This window comes from Nocardioides scoriae, assembly GCF_900104965.1.
Classification (GTDB): Bacteria; Actinomycetota; Actinomycetes; order Propionibacteriales; family Nocardioidaceae; genus Marmoricola; species Marmoricola scoriae.
Window position 1 is genome coordinate 896,333 of the sequence record NZ_LT629757.1, and the last position, 21,095, is coordinate 917,427.

Consider the following 21,095-nt stretch of genomic DNA (forward strand, 5'->3'; position numbering starts at 1 on the left):
CCGGCTCACAGCCAGCCGGAGCGCTTGCTGATGACGAACACCGTCAGCGAGCTGAGCAGCATCAGCCCCAGCGCCATCGGGTAGCCGTACATCCAGTGCAGCTCCGGCATGTGGTCGAAGTTCATGCCGTAGATGCCGGCCACCAGGGTCGGTGCCGCGACCAGGCCGACCGCCGCGGAGATCCGCCGCATGTCGTCGTTCTGCTGGATCGAGATCTGCGCGAGGTGGGCGTCGAAGGCGCTCGAGAGCAGCGAGTCGAGGGTGTCGATGGTCTCCGCCACGCGGGTGAGGTGGTCGGCGACGTCGCGGAAGTACGGCGCGGCCTCGGCGTGGATGCCGCCCACGGTCCCGACCGCGAACCGGTTCATCGGCTCGCGCAGCGGGAGCACCGCGCGGCGCATCTCGGCCAGCTCGCGCTTGAGGACGTAGATCCGGGCGCTGTCGTTGGTGCGCTCGGTGGAGAACACCGACTCCTCCACCTCGTCGACGTCCTCCTGCAGCGAGCCGGCCACGCTCTCGTAGCGGTCCACGACGTCGTCCACCACGGCGTACACCACCGCGGAGGGGCCGTGGACGAGCACCTTGCTGCTCGCCTCGAGGCGCTGCCGGGCCTGGGAGAGGGAGGCGCCGGTGCCGTGGCGGACGCTGACGATGAAGCCGTGGCCGACGAACAGGCTGATCTCGCCGGTCTCGACGGCGTCGTCCTCGTCGACGTACCACAGCGTCTTGAGCACGATGAACAGCGAGTCGCCGTAGCGCTCGACCTTGGGGCGCTGGTGGGCGCTGAGCGCGTCCTCGACGGCGAGCTCGTGCAGGCCGTAGAGCTGGGCGACGTGGTCGAGCTCCTCGCTCGTGGGGTCGTGCAGGCCCACCCAGACGAAGTCGTGCTCCTTGGTCGCGCCGGTGCGCACGGCGGCCAGGTCGCCGGGCGAGCAGCCCAGGTCGACGCGTTCGCCGTTGCGGTACAGCGCGTTGTCCACGATCACCGGAGCAAGATACGACGGCTACGCTCCGGGCATGGCAACGGTGATCCTGGCGCGCCACGGACGGACCGCGGCGAACGCCACGGGCGTGCTGGCCGGCCGGTCCGAGGGCGTCCGGCTCGACGACACCGGGACGGGCCAGGCCGCACGGGCCGCCTCCCGGCTCGAGGGCCTGCCGCTCGTGCAGGTGGTCACGAGCCCGCTCGAGCGCTGCCAGCAGACGGCCGCACTGCTCGCCCCGGCGCTGACGGCCGTGCTCGACGACCGGCTGCTGGAGTGCGACTACGGCGACTGGACCGGGCGCGAGCTGAAGGTGCTGGCCAAGGAGAAGATGTGGCGCACCGTCCAGACCCAGCCGTCCGCCGCGCGCTTCCCCGGTGGCGAGTCGCTGCAGGAGGTCTCGGCGCGGGCCGTCGCCACCGTGCGCGACCGCGACGCGCAGCTGGAGGCCGAGCACGGGCCCCACGCGCTGTGGCTGGCGGTCTCCCACGGCGACGTCATCAAGGCGGTCTTGGCCGACGCCCTGGGCATGCACCTCGACGCCTTCCAGCGGATCATGGTCGACCCGGCCAGCCTCTCGGTGGTCCGCTACACCCCCGAGCGCGCCTTCGTGGTGACCATGAACTCCTCCTCCGGCGCCCTGTCCCACCTCGCCCCGCCGAAGACCAAGCGGCGCCGCAGGCGCTCGGCCGACGCGGTCGTCGGGGGCGGTGCCGGACCGGAGGACGACGCCGCGTCCACGGCCGCTTCCGCCGGGTCCTAGAGTCGAGCCCATGCCCGTCGTCCACCGCTTCGACCCGCCTGACCGCTTCGTCCCGGGCACCGTCGGCGAACCCGGGTCGCGCACCTTCTTCCTCCAGGCCCGCAGCGGCACCCAGCTGACCTCGGTCTCGCTGGAGAAGCAGCAGGTCCAGATCCTGGGCGAGCGCATCGCCGAGCTGCTCGACGAGCTGATCACCAGCGACGACGCCCGCTCCACCGTGCCCGCCGTGACCCCGGTCGCGATGATCGACACCGAGCCCCTCGAGCAGCCGATCGAGGAGGAGTTCCGCGCCGGCACGATCACGTTGTCCTGGGACGGCGACGACGAGCGGGTGGTGATCGAGGTCTTCCCGGTCGCCGAGGTCGAGATCGAGGTGCCGGTCGAGGCAGCCGAGCAGGACCTCATCGAGCTGCCCATCGAGGAGCCCGAGCCCGAGGAGCTGCTGCTGGTGCGCATGAGCGCGGCCATGGCGCGCTCCTTCGCCGCCCGCGCCGAGTCCGTGGTCGCTGCCGGTCGGGCCCCGTGCCCCCTGTGCGGGGGCCCGCTCGACCCGCAGGGCCACCTGTGCCCGCGCGCCAACGGCTACCGCCGCAGCACCACGCTCTGAGCGACCACGGGGCCCGTCGATGACCACCGACAGCTCGCCGCTGCTCCAGGGCGAGCTCCACGTCCTCGGCCGGATCATGCCGGCCTCCAACCACACCTTCCTCACCGAGCTCGGCGAGGGCGGCACCCGCTGCGTCTACAAGCCGGTGTCGGGGGAGCGGCCGCTGTGGGACTTCCCCGACGGGACCCTCGCACAGCGCGAGTACGCCGCCTGGGTGGTCTCGGACCACCTCGGGTGGGACGTCGTCCCGACCACCGTCCTGCGCGAGGGGCCCGTCGGCCTCGGCATGGTGCAGCTGTGGAAGGACACGGTCGAGACCCCCGAGGGTCGGCCCGACCCGGTCGACGTCGTGCCCGAGGGGCCGGTGCCGCCCGGGTTCCTGCACGTGCTCGACGCCACCGGCGGCCGTGACGAGCCGGTGATGCTGGTGCACGAGGACTCCCGGCCGCTGCGCCGCATGGCCGTGTTCGACGTGGTCACCAACAACACCGACCGCAAGGGCGGCCACGTCCTGGCCATGGCCGACGGCCACCGCCACGGCGTGGACCACGGCGTGTGCTTCCACGTCGAGGACAAGCTGCGCACCGTGCTGTGGGGCTTCGCCGGCCAGCCCCTCGACGCCGCCGAGCGCGACGGCGTGGAGCGCGTGCTGACCGGGCTCGACGGCGAGCTGCGCGAGCGGCTCGAGGACCTGCTCGCGGTCGCGGAGGTCGACGCGGTCGCCCGGCGATGCCAGCGGCTGCTGCGCCAGGGCCACCTGCCGGTGCCGGCCGGCGGCTGGCCGTCGATCCCCTGGCCGCCCTTCTGACGGGTCGCCCACCGCGACGGCATACCCTCACCCCATGCGTGCGTGGACCTCTCCCGGCCCAGGACAGCTCCCCGCGGGAGCCCGAGGACCGGAGGTCAGGGTCCACGACAGTGCGACGGGGGAGCCCCGCGAGAGCGTGCCGGCCGGTGGCACCGCCCGGATGTACGTCTGCGGCATCACGCCGTACGACGCCACCCACCTCGGGCACGCCGCGACGTACGTCGCCTTCGACCTGCTGCAGCGCGCCTGGCGCTCGGCCGGCCACGACGTCCGCTACGTCCAGAACGTCACCGACGTGGACGACCCGCTGCTCGAGCGGGCGGCCGCGACCGGCGAGGACTGGGTCGCCCTGGCCGAGCGCGAGACCCAGCTGTTCCGCACCGACATGGAGGCGCTGCGGGTGCTGCCGCCCGACGCCTACGTCGGCGCCGTCGAGGCGATCCCGCTGGTCGTCGACATGGTGGAGCAGCTGCGCGCCGCCGGCAGCACCTACGAGGTCGCCTCGGAGAGCCCCGAGGTCGCCGACGACGTCTACTTCCAGGTGACCAGCGACCCGGCCTTCGGGTCGGTGTCCGGCTGGACCCGCGAGCAGATGCTCGCCGTCTTCGCCGACCGCGGCGGCGACCCCGAGCGCCCGGGCAAGAAGGACCCGCTGGACTGCCTGCTGTGGCGCGCCGAGCGCGACGGCGAGCCCGCGTGGGAGTCCTCGCTGGGCCGCGGCCGTCCCGGCTGGCACGTCGAGTGCTCCGCCATCGCCCGCCACCACCTCGACAGCGCCACCCTGGGGCCCATCGACGTCCAGGGCGGCGGCAGCGACCTGGTCTTCCCCCACCACGAGATGAGCGCCTCGGAGGCGCAGGCCGTCGAGCCCGGCAGCCGCTTCGCCCACGCCTACGTCCACGCCGGCATGGTCGGCCTCGACGGCGAGAAGATGTCGAAGTCCAAGGGCAACCTGGTCCTGGTCAGCAAGCTGCGCGAGTCCGGTCTCGACCCGATGGTGGTCCGGCTGCTGCTGCTCGGCCACCACTACCGCAGCGACTGGATGTGGGACGCCGCCGACGTCGACACCGCGACCGCCCGTCTCGACGCCTGGCGTCGGGCCGCGGCCGCCGAGGCCGGCGCCCCCACCGGGCCGGTCGTCACCGACGCGCTGGCCCGCCTCGCCGACGACCTCGACGCCCCCGGTGCGCTCCGGGTGATCGACGCCTGGGCCGCCGCCACGGACGCCGGTGACCACACCGAGCCCGGCGCGGGGCAGGTCGTCACGGCCCTCGTCGACGCCGCCCTCGGCGTCCGCCTCTGACCCGCCGAGCGGGCGATCAGCGCACGCCTGAGCACCCCGAGCGGGCGATCGGCGTACGCCGGGGGACGCCGAGCGGGCGATCGCAGCACGCCTGAGCGCGCCGAGCGGGCGATTGCCGCACGCCTGATCACGCCGAGCGGGCGACGGTCGTACGCCGGCAGCAGCGCGGGCCGTGCTGCGATCGCCCGGTCGCCGCCTTGGGGCGTGCTGCAAACGCCCGCTCGGCGGTCCGGGGCGTGCTGCAAACGCCCGCTCGGCGGTCCGGAGCGTGCTGCAATCGCCCGGTCAGCGTCGTGGGGCGTGCTGCAATCGCCCGGTCGGCGTGCTCCCCGGTCGGCTCGGCTCAGCTCGGGTCGTCGCGGCGCTTGAGGTAGCGCTCGAACTCCCGGGCGATGGCGTCGCCGCTGGCCTCGGGGAGCTCGGCGGTGTCCTGGCTCTCCTCGAGGTTGCGGACGTAGTCGGCGACGTCCTCGTCCTCCTCGGCGAGCTCGGCGACGCCGCGCTCCCAGGCGCGGCTGTCCTCGGGGAGGTCGCCGAGCGGGATGCTGGTCTCGAGCAGGTCCTCGACCTGGCCCAGCAGCGCCAGCGTGGCCTTGGGGCACGGGGGCTGCGGCAGGTAGTGGGGGACCGCCGCCCAGAAGGACACCGCGGCCACGTCGAGGCGCTGGCAGGCGTCCTGGAAGACCCCGACGATCCCGGTCGGCCCCTCGTACGTCGCGGGCTCGAGCTTGAGCCGGTCCTCGAGGTCGAGCTCGGTCGCGGTGCCGCTGACCTGGATCGGACGGGTGTGGGGCGTCTCGGCGAGCAGCGCGCCCAGCGTGACGACGAGGGAGACGCCCAGGTCGTCGGCGGTGGCGAGCAGCTCGGCGCAGAACTGGCGCCACTTCATGTTGGGCTCGATGCCGCGCAGCAGCACGACGTCGCGGTGCGAGCCGGGCGGGCGGGCGACGTAGAGCTGCGTCGAGGGCCAGGTGATCCGGCGCATGCCCTCGTCGGTCGTGCCGATCATGGGCCGGTTGACCTGGAAGTCGTAGAAGTCCTCGGGGTCCATCACCGCGACGACCTCGGCGTCCCAGACCTCGATGAGGTGGTCGACCACGCCGGTGGCGGCGCCCGCGGCGTCGTTCCAGCCCTCGAAGGCGGCGATCATCACGGGGTCGACGAGGTGGGGGACGTCCTCGAGCTCGATCATCGCCTCACCCTAGTCCGCGGCCGGGTGTCAGGATCCGGTATCCCGTCGGGGCGCGCTGCGCGACCTCCGTACCCTTGACAGGTGGCTGAGACGACGTTCCACCGACCGGACTGCACGGAGGACCTCCGTGCAGCGCTGACCGAGCGCATCCTGGTGGTCGACGGCGCCATGGGCACGGCGATCCAGCGCGACCGGCCCGACGAGGCGGGCTACCGCGGTGAGCGGTTCGCCGACTGGCCCTCCGACGTGCAGGGCAACAACGACCTGCTGAGCATCACCGCTCCCGACATCATCCGGGCCATCCACGAGGAGTACCTCGAGGCCGGTGCCGACCTGGTCGAGACCAACACCTTCAACGCCAACGCGATCTCGCTCTCGGACTACGGCATGTCCGACCTGGCCTACGAGCTGTGCTTCGAGTCCGCCCGGCTGGCCCGCGCCGCCTGCGACCGCTGGACCGAGGCCACCCCCGACCGCCCGCGCTACGTCGCCGGCGCGCTCGGCCCCACCAGCCGCACCGCCTCCATCAGCCCCGACGTCAACGACCCGGGCGCGCGCAACGTCAGCTTCGAGCAGCTCGTCGAGGCGTACGCCGAGGCGACGCGCGGCCTGCTCGACGGCGGCAGCGACGTGCTCGTCGTCGAGACCATCTTCGACACCCTCAACGCCAAGGCCGCGATCTTCGCCGTCGAGACCGTCTTCGAGGACCTCGGCCGCCGCTGGCCGGTCATCATCTCCGGCACCATCACCGACGCCTCGGGCCGCACCCTGTCGGGCCAGACCACCGAGGCGTTCTGGAACTCCGTGCGTCACGCCCGGCCACTGCTCGTCGGCCTCAACTGCGCGCTCGGCGCCAAGGAGATGCGCCCCTTCCTGGCCGAGCTCTCGCGGGTGGCCGACACCTTCGTGCACGCCTACCCCAACGCCGGCCTGCCCAACGCCTTCGGGGAGTACGACGAGGCCGCCGCGGAGACCGCCGCCATCCTCGAGGAGTTCGCCGACGCCGGCCTGGTCAACCTCGTCGGCGGCTGCTGCGGCACCACCCCGGCCCACATCGGGGCCATCGCCCGGGCCGTCGAGGGCCGGGCGCCGCGTCGCTTCGAGCCGGCCGCCCCGGCGATGCGGCTGAGCGGGCTGGAGCCCTTCGCGATCACCGAGGACTCGCTGTTCGTCAACGTCGGCGAGCGCACCAACATCACCGGCTCGGCGAAGTTCCGCAACCTCATCAAGGACGGCGACTACGACGCCGCGCTGGCCGTGGCGGTCCAGCAGGTCGAGAACGGCGCGCAGGTCATCGACGTCAACATGGACGAGGGCATGATCGACGGCGTCGCCGCGATGGACCGCTTCCTCAAGCTGGTCGCGGGCGAGCCCGACATCAGCCGCGTGCCGGTGATGGTCGACTCCTCCAAGTGGGAGGTCATCGAGGCCGGCCTGCGCTGCGTCCAGGGCAAGTGCATCGTCAACTCGATCTCCCTCAAGGAGGGCGAGGAGCCCTTCCGCGAGCACGCCCGGCTGTGCCGCAAGCACGGCGCAGCCGTGGTCGTGATGGCCTTCGACGAGGACGGCCAGGCCGCCGACCTCGAGAGCCGCAAGCGGATCTGCGCGCGCGCCTACGACATCCTCGTCGAGCAGGAGGGCTTCCCGGCCGAGGACGTCATCTTCGACCCCAACGTCTTCGCCCTCGCGACCGGCATCGAGGAGCACGCGGCGTACGGCCAGGACTTCATCGAGGCCACCCGCTGGATCAAGGCCAACCTCCCGGGCGCCAAGGTCTCCGGCGGCATCTCCAACGTGTCGTTCTCCTTCCGGGGCAACAACCCGGTGCGCGAGGCGATCCACGCGGTCTTCCTCTTCCACGCCATCCAGGCCGGCCTCGACATGGGCATCGTCAACGCCGGCGCGCTGGTCGTCTACGACCAGGTCGACGCCGAGCTCCGCGACCGCATCGAGGACGTCGTGCTCAACCGTCGCCCCGACGCCGCCGAGCGGCTGCTCGAGGTCGCGGAGGCCCACCGCGGCTCCGGGGAGCAGGCCGAGGCGGCCGTGCTCGAGTGGCGCTCGCTGCCGGTGGGGGAGCGGATCACCCACGCCCTGGTCAAGGGCATCGACGCCCACGTCACCGAGGACACCGAGGAGCTCCGCCTGGAGATCTCCGCCCGCGGCGGCCGCCCCATCGAGGTCATCGAGGGCCCGCTGATGGACGGGATGAACGTCGTGGGCGACCTGTTCGGCGCCGGCAAGATGTTCCTGCCGCAGGTGGTCAAGTCGGCTCGCGTCATGAAGAAGGCCGTGGCCCACCTCATCCCCTTCATCGAGGCCGAGAAGCAGCCCGGCGACGCCGAGACCAAGAACGGCACCATCGTCATGGCCACGGTCAAGGGCGACGTGCACGACATCGGCAAGAACATCGTCGGCGTCGTGCTGCAGTGCAACAACTACGAGGTGATCGACCTCGGCGTGATGGTGCCGGCGCAGAAGATCCTCGACACCGCCCGCGAGGTCGACGCCGACATCATCGGTCTCTCGGGTCTGATCACGCCCTCGCTCGACGAGATGGTCACCATGGCGACCGAGATGCAGCGCCAGGGGTTCACCATCCCGCTGCTCGTCGGCGGCGCGACGACCTCGCGCGCCCACACCGCGGTCAAGGTGACCCCGCGCTACGACGGCCCCGTGCTCTGGGTCAAGGACGCCTCGCGGTCGGTCCCGGTGGCGGCCGCGCTGCTCTCGGAGGAGCGGCGCGGCAAGCTGCTCGCCGACACCGAGGCCGACTACGCCTCGCTGCGCGAGCGTCACGCCTCCAAGCAGGACCGCAAGCTGATCTCGCTGGACGACGCCCGCGAGCGCCGCACCCCGGTCGACTGGTCGTCGTACGTCCCGCCCGTGCCGGCGATGCTGGCCCAGGGGAGGCGCACCCGGGTCTTCGAGGACTACGACCTCGCGGAGCTGCGGCACTACATCGACTGGCAGCCGTTCTTCAACGCCTGGGAGATGAAGGGGCGCTTCCCCGACATCCTCAACAACCCGGCGACCGGCGAGGTGGCCCGCAAGCTCTACGAGGACGCCCAGGTGATGCTGGACGCGATGATCGCCGAGAAGTGGGTGACCGCCAACGGCGTCGTCGGCTTCTTCCCCGCGGCCTCCGACGGCGACGACGTGGTGGTCTACTCCGACGACGACCGCAGCGAGGTCCTCACCGTGCTCCACCACCTGCGCCAGCAGGGCGACCACCGCGAGGGCGTGCCCAACCGGTCGCTGGCCGACTACGTCGCACCCCTCGGGTCCGGCCTCGCCGACCACGTGGGGGCCTTCGCGGTCACCGCCGGCCTCGGCAGCCAGGACAGGGTCGCGGCCTTCAAGGCCGAGCACGACGACTACAGCGCGATCCTCGTGGAGTCCCTCGCCGACCGGCTGGCCGAGGCGTTCGCCGAGCGGATGCACGAGCGGGTCCGCACCGAGCTGTGGGGCTACGCGCCCGAGGAGGACCTCGACAACGACGAGCTGCTCAAGGAGCAGTACGCCGGCATCCGGCCCGCGCCCGGCTACCCCGCCTGCCCGGAGCACACCGAGAAGCTGACCCTGTGGGACCTGCTCGACGTCGAGAAGTCCACGGGCATCACGCTCACCGAGTCGATGGCGATGTGGCCGGGGGCCGCGGTCAGCGGCTGGTACCTCTCCCACCCGCAGTCCCAGTACTTCGTGGTGGGCCGGCTCGGCCGCGACCAGGTGGCGTCGTACGCCGAGCGCAAGGGCTGGTCGGTGTCCGAGGCCGAGCGCTGGCTCTCGGCCAACCTCGGCTACGACCCGGAGGACTGAGCGCCCCGATGACGCTCCCCGAGGCGGTGCTGTGGGACATGGACGGCACCCTGGTCGACACCGAGCCCTACTGGATCGAGTGCGAGTTCGCCATCGCCGAGCGGTGGGGCGGCACCTGGTCGGACGCCCACGCCCACGCCGTGCTGGGCGGCGCGCTCACCGAGTCCACGGCCTACATGTCCGAGCACATGGGCATCGACCGCACCCCCGAGCAGATCCTCGAGGAGCTGCTCGACCGGGTCGTGGCCATGGTCCAGCGCGAGATCCCGTGGCGCCCCGGCGCCCGCGACCTGCTGGCCGGGCTGCGGGCGCAGGGCGTCCCGTGCGCGCTCGTGACCGCCTCCTGGCGGCGCTTCGTCGAGCCGGTCCTGGCGGCGCTGCCACCGGACAGCTTCGACGTGGTCGTGTGCGGCGACGAGGTGACCCGGGGCAAGCCCCACCCGGAGCCCTACCTGCGGGCGGCCGAGCTGGTCGGCGTGCCGCCGGAGCGTGCCGTGGCCATCGAGGACTCGCCGACCGGCACGACCGCCGCCGAGGCCGCCGGCTGCCAGGTGCTGGTGGTGCCCAGCCAGGTCGAGGTGCCCGCCGGGCCCCGTCGCGTCGAGCACCCCACCCTGGTGGGCGTGGGACCCGGCGACCTCGTGGACCTGCTCAGCCCGCTGCGGGCCTAGCGGGCAGCGGCGGCGGGGTGCCGCCGTACTCCGGGCACAGGTCGCGGAAGGAGCACCACCGACAGGCGAACCCGGGCTGGGGGAGCCACTCCCCGGTGCGGTGGCCGTGCTCGATGGCGCGCCAGACCGCCTCGACGAGCCGCTCGGTGGCGAGGAGGTCCTCGACGTCCGGCGACCAGCTGACCGTCTGGCCGTCGCCGAGGTAGATCAGCCGCAGCTCGCGCGGCACCACGCCCCGGGTGCGCCACAGCACCAGGGCGTAGAACCGCAGCTGGAACAGCGCCCGCGCCTCGAACCCGGGCGAGGGCGCCCGCCCGGTCTTGTAGTCCACGATCCGCAGCGCCCCGTCGGGCGCCTCGTCGAGCCGGTCGAGGAAGCCGCGCAGCAGCAGCCGCGAGTCGAGCAGCGCCTCGACGTAGAGCTCCCGCTCGGCCGGCTCCAGCCGTCGCGGGTCCTCCAGCTCGAAGTAGGTGCGCAGCGCCCCGCGGCAGGCGTCCTGCCACGACGCGGCGGAGCCGTCCTCGAAGACCGCGGCGAGCTCGGGCTCCCTGGTCAGCACGGCGTCCCAGGCGCCGGGCACCATCTCCAGCGCGCGCTCGGGCGTGCGCTCGGGGGCGGGCAGGTCGAAGAGGTCCTCGAGCACCTGGTGCACCACGGTGCCGCGCACCGCCTCCGGCGAGGGCTGCTCGGGCAGGCGGTCGATGGTGCGGAAGCGGAACATCAGCGGGCAGGAGCGGAAGTCGGCGGCGCGGCTGGGGGACAGCGAGCCCAGGACGTCGACGCCGTCGACCGGCGTGCCCAGCTGCGGCCGGGCCTCGGTCGCGGCGTCGGCCGCGGTGCCGCTCGGGGCCGCGGGTGGGGCCCCTGACGGGGGCGTCGAGGACATGGCGCCACAGTAGGCGCCGGGTCCGACGCTCACCGGGCACGCTAGCGTGGCGGGGTGACGACGCAGGGGACCGAGCCCGGGAGCGACCGCCCGGGCGGACCCGCCCGCCGCGCGGCGTACCCCCCGGGGACGCTGCGCATCGGCCGCGTCGTCGGTGTCGACGTGCTGGTCCGCTCCTCGTGGCTCCTCGTGGCGCTGCTCATCGCCGTGCTGCTGGCCCCGCGGATCGAGCAGGTGCAGCCCGGCCTCGGCGCGCTGAAGTACGTCGCCGGCGTCGCCTTCGCGGTGCTGCTCTACCTCTCGGTGCTGCTCCACGAGATCAGCCACGCGGTGGTCGCCCAGCGCTACGGCCTAGGGGTGCGCTCGATCACGCTGCACTTCCTGGGCGGCGCGACCGAGATCGACTCCGAGACCAAGACCCCCGGCCAGGAGTTCATGGTCGCCGTCGTGGGGCCGCTGACCTCGATCGCCGTGGGCCTGGTCGCGTTGGTGCTGGTGCCCGTCACCCCCGACGGCCTGCTGCGATTGGCGGTGGAGGGCCTGGCCGGCGCCAACCTCGTGGTCGGCGTGCTCAACCTGGTGCCCGGGCTGCCGCTCGACGGCGGCCGGGTGCTGCGCTCCCTGGTCTGGCGGCTCTCGGGCAACATGCACCGCGGCACCATCGCCGCCGCCTGGGGCGGTCGGGTCGCGGCCGCGCTGGTGCTGCTGTGGCCGCTGGTGGCGCGCCAGCTGCTGCTGCTGCCGACCGACGTCTTCGACTACCTGATGGCCTTCATCATCGCCACCTTCCTGTGGTCCGGCTCGACGGCCTCGCTCGTCAGCGCCCGGCTGCGGCGCCGGCTGCCCGCCCTGCAGGCCCGGCCCCTGGCCCGGCGCGTGGTGGCCGTGCCCGACGACCTCTCGGTCGCGGAGGCGGTGCGTCGCGCGCAGGACGCCGGCGCCGGCGGCATCGTGGTCCACGACCGCGAGCAGCGGCTGACCTCCGTCGTCAGCGAGAAGGCCCTCACCGCCACCCCCCAGGAGCGCCGCCCCTGGGTCCCGGTCAGCGCCGTGGCCCGCAGCGCCGAGGCCGGGCTGGTGCTGCCGGCCGACCTGACCGGCGAGGACCTGGTGCGGGCCATGGCCAGCACCCCGGCCGAGGAGTACGTCCTCGTCGAGCCGGACGGCACCATCTTCGGCCTCCTGGCCACCACCGACGTCGACCGTGCCTTCGAGGAGAACGCCCGCACGTGACCGAGCAGCCGCACACCCCGACCGATCCCGCCACCCCCGAGGCGGCCGACCCCGTCGGCGAGACGCCCGACTGGTCCGGCGTGCGCCGCGGCCCGCTGCGCGCGGGCGAATGGATCCGCCTCGTGGACGCCAAGGGCCGGCGCCACAACATCTGCCTGGAGGTCGGCAAGACCTTCCACACCAACAAGGGCGGGCTGCTCCACGACGACATGATCGGCCGTGACGAGGGCTTCACCCTGACCTCGACCAACGGCGGCCAGTACCTCGTGTTCCGCCCGCTGCTGAGCGAGTTCGTGGTCTCGATGCCCCGCGGCGCGGCGGTGGTCTACCCCAAGGACGCCGCCCAGATCGTGGCGATGGCCGACATCTTCCCCGGCGCCCGCGTGGTCGAGGCCGGTGCCGGCTCCGGCGCCCTCACCTGCTCGCTGCTGCGCGCGGTCGGCCCGACCGGCCACCTCGGCTCCTTCGAGCGCCGCCCGGAGTTCGCCGAGGTCGCCCAGCGCAACGTCCGCCAGTTCTTCGGCGCCCCCGAGGGCACCGACCACCCGGCCTGGACGCTCACGGTCGGCGACCTGGTCGAGGAGCTCGGCCGCCACGAGGCGCCCGGCACCGTCGACCGGGTGGTGCTCGACATGCTCGCGCCCTGGGAGTGCGTCGACGTCGTGGCCGAGGCCCTCACCCCCGGCGGCATCGTGGTCGCCTACGTCGCCACCACCACCCAGCTGGGCCGCGTCGTGGAGACCCTGCGCGCCCACGGCGAGTTCACCGAGCCGCAGCCGTGGGAGACGCTCGTGCGCGACTGGCACGTCGAGGGCCTGGCCGTGCGCCCCGGCCACAAGATGAACGGCCACACCGGCTTCCTGGTCACCGCCCGCCGGATGGCCCCCGGCAACCCGGCGCCGCGCAAGCAGCGCCGTCCCGCCCCGGGCGCCTACGGCACCGACTACGACGGCCCGCGTCCCGCCGGCCTGGCGCCCACCGAGCTGGAGTGAGCGCGGGGCCGCTGCCGCGACCGCCAGGTCACGACTGCGTATCCGTCCGTGTCGTACGTCGCACACGCACCTCCCCGGTCACCACCGCGCAGTAGGGTCGAAGTCCAGGAACCTTCACGGAGGTGGTCGCGATGCCCGACCCGACGGACAACAGCCAGAGCGCAGCCCAGCTGCGCCACCAGGTCGCGTTCCTCGAGGCCGAGGTGGTCGAGCTGCGGCGTCGGCTCGCCGACGCCCCGGGCAGCAGCCGGGCCCTCGACCAGCGGCTCGTGGACACCCAGCGCTCGCTGGCCGCGGTGACCTCGCAGAACGAGCGCCTCGCCTCGACCCTGCGCGAGGCCCGCGACCAGATCATCACGCTCAAGGAGGAGGTCGACCGGCTCGCGCAGCCGCCGACCGGCTTCGGCACGTTCCTGCAGCGCAACGAGGACGACTCGGTCGACGTGTTCACCGGCGGCCGCAAGCTGCGGGTGACCGTGAGCCCCACCGTGGAGCTCGACGAGCTGACCCGCGGTCAGGAGGTCATGCTCAACGAGGCCCTCAACGTCGTGGCCGCGCTCGAGTTCGAGCAGGTCGGCGAGGTCGTGATGTTCAAGGAGCTGCTCGCCGACGGCGACCGGGTCCTGGTGATCGCCAACGCCGACGAGGAGCGCGTGGTGCGCCTGGCCCAGCCGCTGCGCGAGCAGAAGCTGCGTGCCGGTGACTCGCTGCTGCTCGACTCCAAGTCGGGCTACGTCTACGAGAAGGTGCCCAAGTCCGAGGTCGAGGAGCTCGTCCTGGAGGAGGTGCCCGACATCGACTACAGCGACATCGGCGGCCTCTTCGGCCAGATCGAGACCATCCGCGACGCGGTCGAGCTGCCCTACCTCCACCCCGACCTGTTCGTCGAGCACGAGCTCAAGGCGCCCAAGGGCGTGCTGCTCTACGGCCCGCCCGGCTGCGGCAAGACGCTCATCGCCAAGGCCGTGGCCAACAGCCTCGCCAAGAAGGTCGCGGCCAAGACCGGCCAGGAGGGGAAGTCCTACTTCCTCAACATCAAGGGCCCCGAGCTGCTCAACAAGTACGTCGGGGAGACCGAGCGCCACATCCGGCTGGTCTTCCAGCGGGCCCGCGAGAAGGCCTCCGAGGGCACGCCCGTCATCGTGTTCTTCGACGAGATGGACTCGCTGTTCCGCACCCGCGGCTCAGGGGTGTCCTCCGACGTGGAGAACACCATCGTCCCGCAGCTGCTGAGCGAGATCGACGGCGTCGAGCTGCTCGAGAACGTCCTGGTGATCGGCGCCTCCAACCGCGAGGACATGATCGACCCCGCGATCCTGCGGCCGGGCCGGCTCGACGTGAAGATCAAGATCGAGCGCCCCGACGCCGAGTCGGCGCGCGACATCTTCTCCAAGTACCTCACCGCCCGGCTGCCGCTGCACGCCGACGACCTGGCCGAGTTCGGCGGCGACCGCGACGCCACCGTGGCCGGGATGATCCGCGCGACCGTGGAGCGGATGTACACCGAGACCGAGGAGAACCGCTTCCTCGAGGTGACCTACGCCAACGGCGACAAGGAGGTCCTCTACTTCAAGGACTTCAACTCCGGCGCCATGATCCAGAACATCGTCGACCGCGCGAAGAAGATGGCGATCAAGGACCTCCTCGACCTCGACCAGCGCGGCCTGCGGGTGCAGCACCTGCTCCAGGCCTGCGTCGACGAGTTCAAGGAGAACGAGGACCTCCCCAACACCACCAACCCCGACGACTGGGCGCGGATCTCGGGCAAGAAGGGCGAGCGGATCGTGTTCATCCGCACGCTCATCACGGGCAAGCAGGGCACCGAGCCCGGCCGGTCCATCGACACCGTGGCCAACACCGGCCAGTACCTCTGAGCGCCCGCCCGGCACCTGCTCAGCGGCCCCCAGGTCTCCGCGCGCCCCGCGCAGAGTCGGCTCGGCCCCCGCGGGGCGGCGACGACCACCACGGTCGGTGCCGCCCCGTAGGGTCGAACACGTGATCGTGACTGCGAGGACCCGATGAGCGTCCGTCGGGTGATGGGCACCGAGACGGAGTTCGGGATCTCGGTCCAGGGGCACCCCCACGCGAACCCGATGGTGGCCAGCACCCGCCTGGTCAACGCCTACGCCTCCTCCACCCTCAAGGCCCGCCGCGCCCGCTGGGACTTCGAGGAGGAGTCGCCGCTGCGCGACGCCCGCGGCTTCGACATGGCCCGCGAGGTCGCCGACACCAGCCAGCTGACCGACGAGGACCTCGGGCTGGCCAACATCATCCTCACCAACGGGGCCCGGCTCTACGTCGACCACGCCCACCCGGAGTACTCCGCGCCCGAGTGCACCAACCCGATGGACGTCGTGCTGTGGGACAAGGCGGGGGAGCAGGTGGCGCTCGACGCCGCGCGCTTCGCCTCGGTCGGCGGCGAGGGCGACCTGCTGCTCTACAAGAACAACACCGACAACAAGGGCGCCTCCTACGGGGCCCACGAGAACTACCTGGTGCGCCGCTCGACGCCCTTCGGCGACATCGTGCGCCACCTGACCCCGTTCTTCGTCAGCCGACAGGTCTTCTGCGGGGCCGGTCGGGTGGGGCGGGGCCAGGACGGTCGCGAGGACGGCTTCCAGCTGAGCCAGCGCGCCGACTTCTTCGAGGTCGAGGTGGGGCTGGAGACCACCCTCAAGCGGCCCATCATCAACACCCGCGACGAGCCGCACGCCGACCCGGAGAAGTACCGCCGCCTCCACGTCATCATCGGCGACGCCAACCTCGCCGAGACCTCGACCTACCTCAAGGTCGGCACCACCGCGATGGTGCTCTCGATGATCGAGGACCGCTTCGTCACCACCGACCTGCGGGTGTCGCGGTCGGTGGCCTCGCTCAAGCAGGTCTCCCACGACGCGAGCCTGACCCACCTGCTCGAGGTCGGCGACGGCCGCCGGATGACTGCGATCCAGCTGCAGTGGGAGTACCTCCACCTCGCCCACCGCTACGTCCAGGAGCGGCGCGGCGGCCAGCCCGACCAGCCCACCAAGGACCTGCTGGCCTGCTGGGAGCGGGTGCTGACCACGCTGGAGCGCGACCCGATGGAGCTCGCCGACGAGCTCGACTGGGTGGCCAAGCTGAAGCTGCTGGAGTCCTACCGCAGCCGCGACGGCCTCGACTGGTCGCACGCCAAGCTCCACCTGATCGACCTGCAGTACGCCGACCTGCGCCCCGAGAAGGGGCTCTACCACCGCCTGGTGCGGCTGGGCCGGATGAAGCGGCTGGTCGACGACGCCGCGGTCGAGCAGGCGATGCACGAGCCGCCGACCGACACCCGGGCCTACTTCCGCGGGCGCTGCCTGGCGCAGTACCCCGACGACATCGCGGCCGCCTCGTGGGACTCGGTCATCTTCGACCTGCCCGGCCACGAGTCCCTCCAGCGGGTGCCCACCATCGACCCGCTGCGCGGCACCCGCGCCCACGTCGGTCAGCTCCTCGACCGCCACGCCACCGCCACGGGCCTGTTCGAGGAGCTCACCGCACGCTGACTCGATAGGGTCGGGACACCAGCACGTCACCCCAGGAGGTCCGCATGGCTCAGGAGCACAAGCAGCCGCGCAAGTCCCACGACGAGGAGGAGCCGGTCGACGGCGCTCCGGCTCCCGCGGAGTCGGTGAGCGAGCGCAAGGACCAGCTCGACGACGACATCGACGCGATCCTGGAGGACATCGACGACGTGCTCGAGACCAACGCCGAGGACTTCGTGAAGTCCTTCATCCAGAAGGGCGGTCAGTGAGCCGGTGAACGACGCCCGACTTCCCCAGGCCTACCTGACCCCGGGCACGTCCTCGTTCGCCGAGTTCGTCGCGTCCGTCAACCCCGACCTGCTGCCCTCGCGCCGCGCCGTCCCGGCGGGTGACGCCTCGACGCTGGCGCCCCACGGCACCACGATCGTGGCCGCCACCTTCGCCGGCGGCGTCGTCATCGCCGGCGACCGCCGCGCCACCATGGGCAACGTCATCGCCCAGCGCGACATCGAGAAGGTGTTCCCGGCCGACGAGTACTCCGCGGTCGGCATCGCCGGCACCGCCGGGCTGGCCATCGAGATGGTCCGGCTGTTCCAGACCGAGCTCGAGCACTACGAGAAGATCGAGGGCACCACGCTCTCGATGGACGGCAAGGCCAACCGGCTCTCGGCGCTGATCCGCAACAACCTCGGCCTGGCGATGCAGGGCCTGGCCGTGGTGCCGCTCTTCGCGGGCTTCGACCTCGCCCACGAGATCGGCCGGATCTTCTCCTACGACGTCACCGGCGGACGCTACGAGGAGACCGCCTTCCACGCGGTGGGCTCCGGTTCGGTGTTCGCCCGGGGGGCGCTGAAGAAGCTCTACCGCGACGACCTGACCCAGGACCAGACCGTGACGGCCGTGGTCCAGGCGCTCTACGACGCCGCCGACGACGACTCGGCCACCGGCGGCCCCGACCTGGCCCGCCGGATCTTCCCGATCGTCTCGGTCATCACCGCCGACGGGCACGTCCGCCTCACCCAGGACGAGGTCGCCGTCGTGGCCGACCGCGTCGTGGCCGGGCGGATGCAGCGGCCCGACGGCCCGGCCGCCGCCCTGCTGTGAGCGTCCCGACCGGCCCCACCGACGACCTGGCCCCGGCCAGCGCCCGCCCCGACGGAGGTACCCCCGCATGAGCATGCCGTTCTACGTCTCGCCCGAGCAGCTGATGAAGGACCGGGCCGACTTCGCCCGCAAGGGCATCGCCCGCGGTCGCTCGGTGGCCGTGGTGCGCTACGCCGACGGCATCCTGTTCGTCTCGGAGAACCCCTCGGCGGCCCTGCACAAGGTCAGCGAGATCTACGACCGGATCGCGTTCGCCGCCGTGGGGCGCTACAACGAGTTCGAGAACCTCCGCATCGCCGGGGTGCGGCTGGCGGACATGCGCGGCTACTCCTACGACCGGCGTGACGTGACGGGCCGCGGGCTGGCCAACGCCTACGCCCAGACGCTCGGCACGATCTTCTCCAGCGGCGGCGAGAAGCCCTACGAGATCGAGATCTTCGTCGCCGAGGTGGGCGACGCGGTCTCCGACGACCAGGTCTTCCGCCTCACCTTCGACGGCCAGGTCGTCGAGGAGCACGACTACGCCGTCATGGGCGGTGCCGCGGAGTCGGTCACCACCTACCTGCGCGAGCGCTACCAGCCCGGGCTGAGCCGCGACGAGGCGCTGCGGCTCACCGTGGCGGCGCTGGGCCACAACGACAGCGGCGACCGCACCATCCCCGCCGGCGACCTCGAGGTGGCGGTCCTGGACCGCACCCGCTTCCAGGAGCGCAAGTTCAAGCGGCTCACGGCCGCGACCCTCACCGGGCTGCTCGCCCCGGAGCCCGCGGCCGGTGCCGCGGACGGTGCCGCGGACGGGGGCGACCCGGCGCCGACGGCGCCCTCGATCTCACCCGGCGAGGAACCTCCCGTCGCGCCCTGAGCGCAACTTCGGGGCCGCCACATAGTGTGTCGGTGTGGACCGGCGAATCTTCGGCATCGAGAACGAGTACGGCGTCACGTGCACGTTCAAGGGGCAGCGACGGCTGTCCCCCGACGAGGTCGCGCGCTACCTGTTCCGCAAGGTGGTCAGCTGGGGCCGCTCCAGCAACGTGTTCCTCGCCAACGGCGCCCGGCTCTACCTCGACGTCGGCAGCCACCCCGAGTACGCCACCCCGGAGTGCGACGACGTCGTCGACCTGGTCACCCACGACAAGGCGGGGGAGCGGATCCTCGAGGGCCTGCTCGTCGACGCCGAGCGCCGGCTGCGCGACGAGGGCATCTCGGGCGACGTCTACCTGTTCAAGAACAACACCGACTCGGCCGGCAACTCCTACGGCTGCCACGAGAACTACCTGGTCAGCCGGCACGGCGAGTTCAGCCGCCTCGCCGACGTCCTGATCCCGTTCCTGGTGACCCGCCAGATCATCTGCGGGGCCGGCAAGGTCACCCAGACGCCGCGCGGCGCGACGTACTCCGTGAGCCAGCGTGCCGAGCACATCTGGGAGGGCGTCTCGAGCGCCACCACCCGGTCGCGGCCGATCATCAACACCCGCGACGAGCCGCACGCCGACGCCGAGCGCTTCCGCCGGCTGCACGTCATCGTGGGCGACTCCAACATGAGCGAGACCACCACCCTGCTCAAGGTGGCCAGCTGCGACCTCGTGCTGCGGATGATCGAGGAGGGCGTGGTGATGCGCGACCTCACCATGGAGAACCCCATCCGGGCGATCCGCGAGATCTCCCACGACATGACCGGGCAGCGCAAGGTGCGCCTGGCCAACGGCCGCGAGGCCAGCGTGCTCGAGATCCAGGGGGAGTACCTCTCCCGGGCTCGCGACTTCGTCGACCGCCGCGAGCTCCGCACGCCGGTCATCGACCAGGTCCTCGACCTGTGGGAGCGCAGCCTCAAGGCCGTGGACTCCGGCGACCTCTCGCTGGTCGACCGCGAGATCGACTGGGTCATCAAGTGGAAGCTCATCGAGCGCTACCGCCTCAAGCACGGCCTGCCGCTGGGTCACCCGCGGATCGCCCAGCTCGACCTGGCCTACCACGACATCCACCGCGACCGCGGTCTCTACTACCTGCTGGAGAAGCGCGGGGCGGTCACCCGGGTGACCGACGACCTCGCGACCTTCCGTGCCAAGTCCGTGCCGCCGCAGACCACGCGTGCGCGGCTGCGCGGCAACTTCATCAAGAAGGCCCAGGAGCGGCGTCGCGACTTCACCGTCGACTGGGTGCACCTCAAGCTCAACGACCAGGCGCAGCGCACCGTGCTGTGCAAGGACCCCTTCCGCGCCGCCGACGAGCGGGTGGAACGACTGATCGAGGGAATGTGACGTTGCGTCGCCCCACTGCCGTGCTGACGTGTGCCCTGCTGCTGGCGGTCGCCAGCGCCTGCGGGGGCGGCGGCTCCGACGGTGACCAGCAGGAGTCCTCGCCCGAGGTGCGCAGCGCCGTCGAGGTGAGCGGCGACTTCGGTGCCGAGCCCGAGGTCACCGTGGACGCGCCGCTCGAGGTCTCCACCAGCGAGTCCTGGACCACCTCCGAGGGCGACGGCGACACCGTCGGCAACGCCTCGACGGCGATCCTGCAGCTCACCCTGGTCGACGGCCGCACCGGCAAGACCGCGGTCAGCACCGCCTCGAAGGGCCAGGCGCCGATCGAGGTGGCGCTGGGCAGCCAGCAGATCTTCCCCTCCGTGGTCAAGGCCCTGGTGGGCCAGAAGGCCGGCAGCCGGGTGGTGGTGGCCTCGACCTCCGACGACACCTACGGCGCCAACGGCAACCCCCAGATCGGCATCAAGGGCGGTGACCCCGTCGTGATCGTCGCCGACGTGCTCTCGACCGACCCCACCGACGTGCTCGACGGCCCCGACGGCACGGCCGTCACGCCGCCGCGCAACGCGCCCCGGGTCGTGGAGAAGGGCGGTGTCCCGGTCTCGATCACGATGCCGAAGGGCAAGAAGCCCACCAAGCTGCAGGTGATCACCCTGGAGAAGGGCGACGGCCCGGCCATCGCGGCCGCCGACCGCGTCAGCGTCGACTACCTCGGACAGGTCTGGTCGCCCAAGGCCACCAAGCCGTTCGACCAGTCCTACGACGGCGACCCGGCGACCTTCTCGATCGGGCTCAGCCGGGTCATCAAGGCCTGGGACCAGGGCCTGGTCGGGGTCACCGAGGGCTCGCGCGTGCTGCTGGTCTGCCCGCCCGGGCTCGCCTACGGCAAGGCTGCGCAGGGTGACGACATCCCGGCGGGCTCCACGCTCGTGTTCGTCATCGACGTCCTGGGCGTCGGCTGAGGCTCGGC

At 72.2% G+C, this 21,095-nt stretch carries 18 protein-coding genes; 15 read left to right on the forward strand and 3 right to left on the reverse strand.

Annotation, left to right across the window (positions count from 1 at the left end):
• Window positions 1–5: 5 nt before the first annotated feature.
• Entirely contained in the window at window positions 6–986 is a 981-nt protein-coding gene (gene corA, locus BLU55_RS04330) for a magnesium/cobalt transporter CorA (RefSeq protein WP_091726505.1), read from the reverse strand.
• Between the two features lie 31 nt (window positions 987–1,017).
• Here corA and BLU55_RS04335 point away from each other — a divergent pair, with 31 nt between their 5' ends.
• The 4 genes from BLU55_RS04335 to mshC are packed head-to-tail and all read left to right on the forward strand — an operon-like array spanning window position 1,018 to window position 4,464.
• A complete protein-coding gene (locus BLU55_RS04335) occupies window positions 1,018–1,746 on the forward strand; it encodes an MSMEG_4193 family putative phosphomutase (protein WP_091726508.1) in 729 nt (242 codons plus the stop codon).
• Between the two features lie 10 nt (window positions 1,747–1,756).
• Entirely contained in the window at window positions 1,757–2,353 is a 597-nt protein-coding gene (locus BLU55_RS04340) for a DUF3090 domain-containing protein (protein ID WP_091726511.1), read from the forward strand.
• Window positions 2,354–2,372: 19 nt separating this feature from the next.
• Window positions 2,373–3,161 carry an SCO1664 family protein gene (locus tag BLU55_RS04345; RefSeq protein WP_091726513.1) on the forward strand — a complete coding sequence of 263 codons (789 nt, stop codon included), beginning with the start codon at window positions 2,373–2,375 and terminating at the stop codon, window positions 3,159–3,161.
• A gap of 34 nt (window positions 3,162–3,195) precedes the next feature.
• Window positions 3,196–4,464: a cysteine--1-D-myo-inosityl 2-amino-2-deoxy-alpha-D-glucopyranoside ligase gene (gene mshC, locus BLU55_RS04350; RefSeq protein ID WP_091726515.1), complete on the forward strand. Its 1,269-nt coding sequence runs from the start codon at window positions 3,196–3,198 to the stop codon at window positions 4,462–4,464.
• A 343-nt stretch (window positions 4,465–4,807) separates the two neighbouring features.
• Here mshC and BLU55_RS04355 read toward each other — a convergent pair whose 3' ends face one another.
• Window positions 4,808–5,656 carry a PAC2 family protein gene (locus tag BLU55_RS04355; protein ID WP_091726516.1) on the reverse strand — a complete coding sequence of 283 codons (849 nt, stop codon included), beginning with the start codon at window positions 5,654–5,656 and terminating at the stop codon, window positions 4,808–4,810.
• Window positions 5,657–5,737: 81 nt separating this feature from the next.
• Between BLU55_RS04355 and metH the strand changes: the two genes are divergently transcribed.
• On the forward strand, window positions 5,738–9,475 hold the full coding sequence (gene metH / locus BLU55_RS04360) for a methionine synthase (RefSeq protein WP_091726518.1): 3,738 nt from the start codon (window positions 5,738–5,740) through the stop codon (window positions 9,473–9,475).
• Between the two features lie 8 nt (window positions 9,476–9,483).
• On the forward strand, window positions 9,484–10,146 hold the full coding sequence (locus BLU55_RS04365) for an HAD family hydrolase (RefSeq protein ID WP_091726519.1): 663 nt from the start codon (window positions 9,484–9,486) through the stop codon (window positions 10,144–10,146).
• Here the strand turns inward: BLU55_RS04365 and BLU55_RS04370 are convergent.
• Window positions 10,127–11,032 (reverse strand): RecB family exonuclease, encoded by a 906-nt coding sequence (locus tag BLU55_RS04370; protein ID WP_091726521.1) that lies wholly within the window; start codon window positions 11,030–11,032, stop codon window positions 10,127–10,129. The two genes, BLU55_RS04365 and BLU55_RS04370, sit on opposite strands and share 20 nt — an antisense overlap.
• A 54-nt stretch (window positions 11,033–11,086) precedes the next feature.
• Between BLU55_RS04370 and BLU55_RS04375 the strand changes: the two genes are divergently transcribed.
• The 9 genes from BLU55_RS04375 to BLU55_RS04415 all read left to right on the forward strand — a co-directional run bounded on the left by BLU55_RS04375 (window position 11,087) and on the right by BLU55_RS04415 (window position 21,087).
• The gene (locus tag BLU55_RS04375) at window positions 11,087–12,265 is read left to right on the forward strand and encodes a site-2 protease family protein (protein WP_157682728.1); all 1,179 of its coding nucleotides are present in this window, start codon (window positions 11,087–11,089) and stop codon (window positions 12,263–12,265) included.
• An 80-nt stretch (window positions 12,266–12,345) separates the two neighbouring features.
• Entirely contained in the window at window positions 12,346–13,257 is a 912-nt protein-coding gene (locus tag BLU55_RS04380; protein WP_091733394.1) for a tRNA (adenine-N1)-methyltransferase, read from the forward strand.
• Between the two features lie 131 nt (window positions 13,258–13,388).
• The gene (arc, locus tag BLU55_RS04385; RefSeq protein ID WP_091733396.1) at window positions 13,389–15,131 is read left to right on the forward strand and encodes a proteasome ATPase; all 1,743 of its coding nucleotides are present in this window, start codon (window positions 13,389–13,391) and stop codon (window positions 15,129–15,131) included.
• A 144-nt stretch (window positions 15,132–15,275) separates the two neighbouring features.
• Window positions 15,276–16,784: a depupylase/deamidase Dop gene (gene dop, locus BLU55_RS04390; RefSeq protein ID WP_091726522.1), complete on the forward strand. Its 1,509-nt coding sequence runs from the start codon at window positions 15,276–15,278 to the stop codon at window positions 16,782–16,784.
• Window positions 16,785–16,828: 44 nt separating this feature from the next.
• Window positions 16,829–17,032, forward strand: a complete 204-nt coding sequence (locus BLU55_RS04395; protein WP_091726524.1) for a ubiquitin-like protein Pup — start codon at window positions 16,829–16,831, stop codon at window positions 17,030–17,032.
• 4 nt (window positions 17,033–17,036) lie between these two features.
• Window positions 17,037–17,867 carry a proteasome subunit beta gene (prcB, locus tag BLU55_RS04400; protein ID WP_091726525.1) on the forward strand — a complete coding sequence of 277 codons (831 nt, stop codon included), beginning with the start codon at window positions 17,037–17,039 and terminating at the stop codon, window positions 17,865–17,867.
• Between the two features lie 67 nt (window positions 17,868–17,934).
• Window positions 17,935–18,729, forward strand: coding sequence for a proteasome subunit alpha (prcA, locus tag BLU55_RS04405; RefSeq protein ID WP_091726527.1), 795 nt, complete (start codon window positions 17,935–17,937; stop codon window positions 18,727–18,729).
• A gap of 34 nt (window positions 18,730–18,763) precedes the next feature.
• The gene (gene pafA / locus BLU55_RS04410) at window positions 18,764–20,125 is read left to right on the forward strand and encodes a Pup--protein ligase (RefSeq protein ID WP_091726529.1); all 1,362 of its coding nucleotides are present in this window, start codon (window positions 18,764–18,766) and stop codon (window positions 20,123–20,125) included.
• A gap of 2 nt (window positions 20,126–20,127) precedes the next feature.
• Window positions 20,128–21,087: an FKBP-type peptidyl-prolyl cis-trans isomerase gene (locus BLU55_RS04415; protein WP_157682729.1), complete on the forward strand. Its 960-nt coding sequence runs from the start codon at window positions 20,128–20,130 to the stop codon at window positions 21,085–21,087.
• The last annotated feature ends 8 nt before the right edge of the window (window positions 21,088–21,095 follow it).